The 7,186-nt window shown below is 56.5% G+C and carries 6 protein-coding genes and 3 tRNA genes; all 9 read right to left on the bottom strand.

Annotated features, from left to right (window positions below; all coding sequences use genetic code 11):
* Positions 1 to 249: 249 nt before the first annotated feature.
* The 9 genes from Q3981_RS09825 to Q3981_RS09785 all read right to left on the bottom strand — a co-directional run bounded on the left by Q3981_RS09825 (position 250) and on the right by Q3981_RS09785 (position 7,077).
* The gene (locus tag Q3981_RS09825) at positions 250 to 1,845 is read right to left on the bottom strand and encodes a sodium:solute symporter (protein ID WP_303125780.1); all 1,596 of its coding nucleotides are present in this window, start codon (positions 1,843 to 1,845) and stop codon (positions 250 to 252) included.
* Positions 1,846 to 2,516: 671 nt separating this feature from the next.
* Positions 2,517 to 2,852: a hypothetical protein gene (locus tag Q3981_RS09820; protein WP_303125779.1), complete on the bottom strand. Its 336-nt coding sequence runs from the start codon at positions 2,850 to 2,852 to the stop codon at positions 2,517 to 2,519.
* A gap of 594 nt (positions 2,853 to 3,446) precedes the next feature.
* Positions 3,447 to 4,160, bottom strand: a complete 714-nt coding sequence (gene rplA, locus Q3981_RS09815) for a 50S ribosomal protein L1 (RefSeq protein WP_012732480.1) — start codon at positions 4,158 to 4,160, stop codon at positions 3,447 to 3,449.
* A 110-nt stretch (positions 4,161 to 4,270) separates the two neighbouring features.
* Positions 4,271 to 4,711, bottom strand: a complete 441-nt coding sequence (gene rplK / locus Q3981_RS09810) for a 50S ribosomal protein L11 (protein ID WP_012732481.1) — start codon at positions 4,709 to 4,711, stop codon at positions 4,271 to 4,273.
* A 260-nt stretch (positions 4,712 to 4,971) separates the two neighbouring features.
* The gene (gene nusG, locus Q3981_RS09805) at positions 4,972 to 6,018 is read right to left on the bottom strand and encodes a transcription termination/antitermination protein NusG (RefSeq protein WP_303125777.1); all 1,047 of its coding nucleotides are present in this window, start codon (positions 6,016 to 6,018) and stop codon (positions 4,972 to 4,974) included.
* Between the two features lie 164 nt (positions 6,019 to 6,182).
* Positions 6,183 to 6,506: a preprotein translocase subunit SecE gene (gene secE, locus Q3981_RS09800; RefSeq protein WP_012732483.1), complete on the bottom strand. Its 324-nt coding sequence runs from the start codon at positions 6,504 to 6,506 to the stop codon at positions 6,183 to 6,185.
* Positions 6,507 to 6,578: 72 nt separating this feature from the next.
* Positions 6,579 to 6,651: transfer RNA gene (locus tag Q3981_RS09795), tRNA-Trp, on the bottom strand.
* 210 nt (positions 6,652 to 6,861) lie between these two features.
* A tRNA-Met gene (locus tag Q3981_RS09790) sits at positions 6,862 to 6,935 on the bottom strand.
* Positions 6,936 to 7,004: 69 nt separating this feature from the next.
* A tRNA-Thr gene (locus tag Q3981_RS09785) sits at positions 7,005 to 7,077 on the bottom strand.
* Positions 7,078 to 7,186 lie beyond the last annotated feature (109 nt).

Here is a 7,186-nt window from a genome sequence, read left to right as displayed (position 1 = left end):
GCCGACCACCAAATAGGACGACCAGCTCTCTACGACAACGCTATCCCAACCAAGTACACACACTCAATCGGCATCCAAAAGGGCCAGGTCTAGCCCCGGGGTAACACGCCGTGGAGACACACTTTTGTCGTATAACCCACAAAAATGAAGGGCCCTCGGGCCCTTCACATTCTCAATTTTCATTCGTAGGTTTCCCACGTAGCTTGAGGCAGTGCCCCACGTACTCAGGGCACCCCTCGTCCAGCGTCGTTAAACCTGAGCCACAGACTTGGATTCAGTGGGATCATCAGTATCGGGAATAACAGCGGCTGGTTCATTCAGAGCCTCGCGCCGGGCAGACTTCCGTTCGTAGCTCAAGTCTTTACCGTGGATTGTCAGCGGCAGGGTCTCGGTCCGCGTGGCCTTCGCAGCACCCGCGAGCGGAATGGACAGCAGGTATCCAGCCACTAGCGTTACAGCAAACGCAACGATGGAAATCATGAACGGCCCCAAATCAGTTTGGTTCATGAAGTAGCCGGACACCGCTCCCAGAAGAAGCCCCGCCAGCACACCAAACCGGTTCGCCCGCACGGTGAAAATCCCCAGCGCAAAGACCGCAGCAATCGGGATACCGAACAGCCCGGTGAGCGTCAGGAATAGATCCCACAGCTCGCCCTTCTCCGATGCGATGAGCCACAACGCGACACCCGTCGAAAAGAGGCCGGTAATCACAATAATCATGCGGCTGAACAGGACTGATGCCTCGCCACGGCCAGGCATGAGACGGTTACGGATATCAACCGTGATGCACGCGGAAATGGAGTTCAACGAGGAAGAAATGGTTGACTGTGCAGCGGCCAAAATACCGCCGATGATCAAACCAGCGACGCCACCCGGAAGCTCGGTCAGGATGTAGTAAGGCACAATCGCCGACGTGTTCACGTCATCCGGGAAACCGCCATTGCCCTGGTAGTAGGTGTACAGGGCGGTTCCCATGCCGTAGAAAATCGGGATGGTGATCAGCGCGAGGCACCCGTTCACATACAGGGAGCCCTTCGTGGCCTGGACAGATGGCGTGGTCTGGTACCGCTGAACCACATCCTGGCTGGCCGTGTAGGACTGCAAATTATTGAGCACACTGCCCAAGAAAATAATCGGGATCGACACCGACAAATCGCTGAAGGTGAAGTTCTGGCCAGAATAGAACTTCCCGTCCGACGCGGCCTCGGACAACGTATGGGTAATCGAACCCGGACTATTCACCAGGGCGACGACGATTACGACCAACGCACCCGACAGCAGGATGATGCCCTGAATAACGTCGGACCAGATCACGCCCTCCATACCGCCGAGGAATGTGTAAATCACGCACGCAATCCCGACCAGCCCGGCAATGAGATAAGGGTTGATATCGCTGACGGCGGTGAGAGCCAGCGTCGGCAAGTAAATGACGATGGCAATCCGTCCGATGTGGAACAGGACGAAGAATAGGGAGCCGAAAACTCGAAGAACCACGTCAAAGCGTTCTTCCAGGTATTCGTAGGCCGTCGTGACGTCCAGCTTGCGGAAGAACGGGACGTAGTAATAGACGAGGATCGGGACGATGGCGAAGATCGCGATGTTTCCCGCGGAGTATGCCCAGTCCGTCAAGTACGCCTTTTCCGGGATGGACATGAAGGTGATGGCGGACAGCGTGGTGGCGTAGATGGAGAAACCCGCGGCCCATGCGGGAATGCGCCCACCAGCTTTGAAGTAATCATCACTGCTGGCACCGGCCCGTTTCGAGAAATAGATGCCCACTGCCAACATGGCGACGATATAAACCGCAATGGCTAGCCAGTTCAGTGTGCCAAATTGCTGATGCATGGAGGATCGCTCCTAACGTGTTGTCAACAACCCGCTCACTGTGACTCACCGCCGTGCGGGTCGAAACCCACACTACCGACCTGTCAGATGTCCGACAAGTGCAGTAAGGGGTGGCCCCTACCCCCGGCGACAACACTCGCGGCGAAAACCATGTGTTGTTGACCCCCTGAGTGAGGTTCGTTACGTGTTATTTGGGGCTTGGCTTCGGTGGTGCTGTCCGACGCTTATGGGGGCTGTCCGCGGTGGCGGGCATGGGCGAACTCACCCAGCCCCGCAGGCAACTGCACCAAAACGTTGATCGTGAAAAGGCCGCTGAACAGCAGAAGCGCCTCAATCGACCCGTCGGACCGGGGCTAGAAATCAGCTCCGGCAGCGCATCGAAAAAGGACGATGACTTCGAGATAGCTTCTAAACAGCTTTCTAAGCCGTTGGACCTGCCTCGGGTAGGCATCCTCATCCGGTCCTGTCAGCAGCTAAGACCAACCTTTTTTAAGGTTACGAGCGATCCGTCGGAGCGATCGCCAACCAGAAGGAGTCAAGACGGCTCCGGCAATAAGTCCACACATAACCCCAAGGTATATGGCAGAGGGCCAAGACCCTTCAACGAAAAAGCGGAACACAAGTAAGGCCACCACAAAACCCAAGATCGTTACTAGTAGGCGCAGCATGGTCTACCCGCCCATATAGGTAGCGAGGGCGCCCCCCGCATCTGGACTACAGCTGATTGCAAGACCTGGACCGACTTTTTTCCCGACACTTTCAGCTTTATATTGGAATGCTCTTTTAGACAAAGGATTTCCCCCTACCAACTCAATATTTTTATTAAGCTGAGCAAGCTCATCTTTCGAAACGGTTTGTCGCTCGGCAGTGGAGGTAGAAGATCCCCGGTGAGCTGTTACGCAACGTTGTTCTTGTGAAGCAGGAGAAGCGCTAGCCGAGGCACCTGGGATCGAACCTAAAGGCATCGAAGCATCCAACGACAGTGCCAATTTCTTCTCCCAGTGCATAAATATGCCCTTGCGGACAGAAATAGATAGATAGATTTACCACTTAGAAAAGGACTATCTCAAACGAAACGGATGATCGCAAGGATCTCGTCCATTAATTCAAATAATTAATCAATTTCCAATGAAAGATAGGGGACAAAGGGCGCGTGTTTGAGAGTTTGGGGCCAAGTTCAACGGAGACAGCGAAATCGAAAAGTTAGCAGAGAATTTCTAGGGCTTTTCTACGTCTTGGCTCGAGAACTGCGGGGCATATGCAGCCTGGATAAACGTGCGGGGGTATGTGGGCGAAAAATCGCCAAAAATTGACCATATCCCCCCACAGTTTTCACAACCGACCCCTATTTGCCCCGCAGTTTTCCGCCATACAGGCACGAATTCCCCAAAAACCAACACAAAACAGGGGTAAGTAGCAAAGAGGCAGTCCGGACACTTTTTTGCTACTTATCCCCTACTTATCCCAGGAATTCGCCAGGCCATATGCAAAAAAGGCAGATCCACAGAATGTGAATCTGCCTATCTTTTGGCTAACCCAACCGGGCTACATGCAACCAACCGGGCTAGCCGAGCTAACCGCTGTACTGCGGCTACAGAAAACTACTCAGCCTCGCCGGTGTAGTTCTTCACCACGGTGTTGTCGACGGGCACGGCCGGGCCGTTGGTGCAGGACACGGTGACCTTCTTCAGGTAACGGCCCTTGGCGGCGGACGGCTTCACGCGAAGCAGTTCGTCGATGAGCGCACCGTAGTTCTCGGCAAGCTGCTCAGCGGAGAACGAAGCCTTGCCCAGCACAGCGTGCAAGTTGGCGGCCTTGTCCACGCGGAACGAGATCTTACCGCCCTTAATTTCCTTCACAGCCTTGGTGACGTCGGTGGTCACCGTACCGGTCTTCGGGTTCGGCATCAGGCCACGGGGACCCAACACGCGTGCAACACGACCAACCTTGGCCATCTGGTCCGGCGTCGCGATAGCAGCGTCGAAGTCGGTCCAGCCACCCTGGATACGCTCAACCAGTTCCGCGGTACCGACGACGTCGGCGCCAGCTTCCTCAGCGGCGGTAGCGTTCGGGCCCTCAGCGAAGACCACGACGCGAACCTCTTTACCCGTGCCGTTCGGCAAGGAAACGGTGCCACGAACAAGCTGGTCAGCCTTGCGCGGGTCAACACCCAGGCGGATAGCAACGTCGACCGTCGGGTCGTAGGAGGAGTATGCGGTCTCCTTGACGGTCTTCATCGCGTCGATAGGAGCGTAGATACGACCAGCGTCGATCTTCTCCAACGCAGCCTTGTAAGCCTTCGAGTTCTTGCTCATAAAAATCCAATCCTTAAACGTTTGGAGTAGTGGTCGCGGGCCAGCAAGAGGCCCTCCCACTGAAAAGTGAATTACGCGAAATGCGGGCACAAAACCCGCACTAAGCGAAGTTACGCAGTAGCGCCCTTGACCTCGATACCCATGGAACGTGCGGTACCAGCGATGATGCGCGCACCCATGTCCAGGTCATTCGCGTTCAGGTCTTCCATCTTGGTCTGTGCAATCTCCTTGCACTGATCCCAGGTGACGGATCCGACCTTGTTGGTGTTCGGCTCGCCCGAACCCTTCTGCAGGTTCGCAGCCTTCAGAAGCAGCTTCGCAGCCGGCGGGGTCTTCAGCTTGAACGTGAACGAGCGGTCCTCGTACACAGTGATTTCAACCGGAACGACGTTTCCGCGCTGATCTTCCGTTGCAGCGTTGTAGGCCTTGCAGAACTCCATGATGTTGACACCATGAGCACCCAACGCAGGACCAACCGGCGGGGCCGGGTTAGCCTGACCAGCCTGAATCTGCAGCTTAATGAAGCCCGAAACCTTCTTCTTCGGAGCCATTGTTACAACCTCTTTCTGTTACCAAACAACGCGACTCTAACGCCCACGGTGAACGTCCACCATGACCATCAGAACCCGCATCATTCGACCGGATGCCTGAATTCCCAGGCCACCGGAAAGATGACAGTGACATTCGTGCGTCCAGCCAGCGGCATCCACCGTTACGGTATTTCACCGTCGCGATGTCCACCAAGGCTCAGACACACACGAAGAGCCAGGATACCGGAGCGCAGCACCTGAGCCCAAATTCGCCACGTGCTTTAGTTGATTTTCTCCACCTGGTCAAAGTCCAATTCCACAGGGGTCTCACGCCCGAAGATGGACACCAGAGCCTTCAGCTTGCTGTTCTCGGCATCGATCTCGGAAATCGTCGCGGACACGGACGCAAACGGGCCGGATAGGACCGTCACGGCCTCGCCAACTTCATAGTCCACCTTGACCTTGTCCGCAGCAGGACGCGGAGGTGCAGCCACACCAGTGCTGGACACGTCCACAGCGGCCGGTTCTTCGCCTTCCTGCTCGGCCTTCTGCGTTGCCGTCTCCGGCGGCAACAGGAACTTCGCGACCTCGCGAATCTTCACCGGCGTGGGGTGCCCCTCATTGCCGACGAAGCTCGTGATCCCCGGCGTGTCACGAATGACCGACCAGGATGCGTCGTCAAGCTCAATACGCATCAACACGTACCCCGGAAGCAGCTTGTGCTTGACAACCTTCCGCTTCCCGTCCTTGACCTCGACTTCTTCCTCGATGGGGACGACGACTTCGTGGATCTGCTCGTCGACGCCCAGAGTCTGCGAGCGAACCTCCAGGTCCGTCTTCACTTTGTTTTCGTAACCTGAGTAACATTGGACGATGTACCACTCACCCGGCAGCTTCTTGAGCTCACGCATGAACTTGCGCAGACGCACCTTGTAGGCCTGCATTGCGGCCGCCTCGGGGTCCTGCTCCGCCTCGTCCGCAGCGGAGGGCTGGTCGGTGGCTCCCTCATTTGCCGATGCAGACCCGGCCGCGTCGCTCCCCGTGGTCACAGAGGGCGACGCCGCAGTGTTATCGCTTTCCGACGCCGTTTCCGTGGCGACGGCACCTTCGGCGTCCATATCACGAGCTTGATCGGCCTCATTGTCCTGTGAGCCAGCAGCGTCGCCCGCGTTACCTGCGTCGGACGAGCTCTGTGCAGCACCCGCGGAGAACTGGGGCTGCTGAGCCTTGCGAGCAGCCTCTTGAACATCAGCGGCTGCCTGTGCTGCTAAATCCGCGGCACTCTGCGGCTTGTCGGACTCGGTGGATGAATTCGTTGTGTCACTCATGAATAATGTCAGTCCTTCTCTGCGGTGTTTCCAAAGGAAAATCCCGCCTCCCCTCTCGGGTTGGCGGGACAATATGGGAGCGATTATACACAGCTGACCGGGCTATTCCCAACTACACTTTGCGCTGCTCTGGACCTCGGCCGACGTGGGTTGTTAATGCGTATTTAGTGAGTAAGAGTCCACTCGACGCCTTTACCGGCGAGGAAGTCGACGCCCGAAACAATGCCGATCACAACGATCAGGAAAAGCAAGACAACGCCGGTGTAGACGCCCATCTGACGCCACGTCGGCCAAATGACTTTCCGCATCTCGGCAATAACGCCGCGGAAATAATCGACGATCTGGGTGAAGATATTTCCACGGCCGCCCACGGTCTCTGGGCCCGATTGGGCGCTACGAGCGCGGGATTTTGACACAGTGGAGGATCCTGTGATCTGGCGTTTACCGGACGGACGCAATGCTCCCGTAGAGCTTCGTTCCTCGCTCACGCGCACTCTCCTCGACTGAGATGAAAATGTACACACGCCAGTTCCGCGGGAAACTGGCTTAATACGCTTTTGCAGGGGCGACAGGACTTGAACCTGCAACCTGCGGTTTTGGAGACCGCTGCTCTGCCAATTGAGCCACGCCCCTATGTTTTCCTACCGCTACCGTACAGCAACGGATCCACATCATCACTGATGCGAACTCACATCTCTGCACCTGCACCGGTCAGGCAACACACCAACCATAGCAGAGAAACCTCACGCCTAAACCAGGCGATAGTGGGCTCCACTTTCGACGGCGGTGCGCAGTGGGAGAAAAAGGGCCACCCGCCAGGGCGACCCCTCATCTATCCCCCAGTAGCGATGGAGGGACTCGAACCCTCGACCTCACGATTATGAGTCGTGCGCTCTCACCATCTGAGCTACATCGCCACAGTTACAACACATAATCCCGGTGGACCTACCGGAGCACCGTCAGTCCACCGGGAATTGGTGTAACGGAGCCCCCTGACAGAATCGAACTGTCGACCTTTTCCTTACCATGGAAACGCTCTGCCGACTGAGCTAAGGGGGCAACAACTCGCTGGAATCACGTATAACAGCGCAAACGTGATCTTGCGAAGCCTCACACAATGTAACCGACCAGAATGGAACTCACAAATCACCAGGTCAGAGCGCGTGGC

Source organism: Corynebacterium sp. (assembly GCF_030530965.1).
Lineage (GTDB): Bacteria > Actinomycetota > Actinomycetes > Mycobacteriales > Mycobacteriaceae > Corynebacterium.
Note: the sequence above shows the minus strand (reverse complement) of the source record. Positions and strands in the feature narration are given on the sequence as shown.

Excerpts from the sequence above, each read along its gene's own strand:
- rplK (WP_012732481.1), bottom strand. The coding sequence starts at position 4,711 with ATGGCTCCGAAGAAGAAGGTTTCGGGCTTCATTAAGCTGCAGATTCAG.
- nusG (WP_303125777.1), bottom strand. The coding sequence starts at position 6,018 with ATGAGTGACACAACGAATTCATCCACCGAGTCCGACAAGCCGCAGAGT.
- Q3981_RS09820 (WP_303125779.1), bottom strand. The coding sequence starts at position 2,852 with ATGCACTGGGAGAAGAAATTGGCACTGTCGTTGGATGCTTCGATGCCT.
- rplA (WP_012732480.1), bottom strand. The coding sequence starts at position 4,160 with ATGAGCAAGAACTCGAAGGCTTACAAGGCTGCGTTGGAGAAGATCGAC.
- Q3981_RS09825 (WP_303125780.1), bottom strand. The coding sequence starts at position 1,845 with ATGCATCAGCAATTTGGCACACTGAACTGGCTAGCCATTGCGGTTTAT.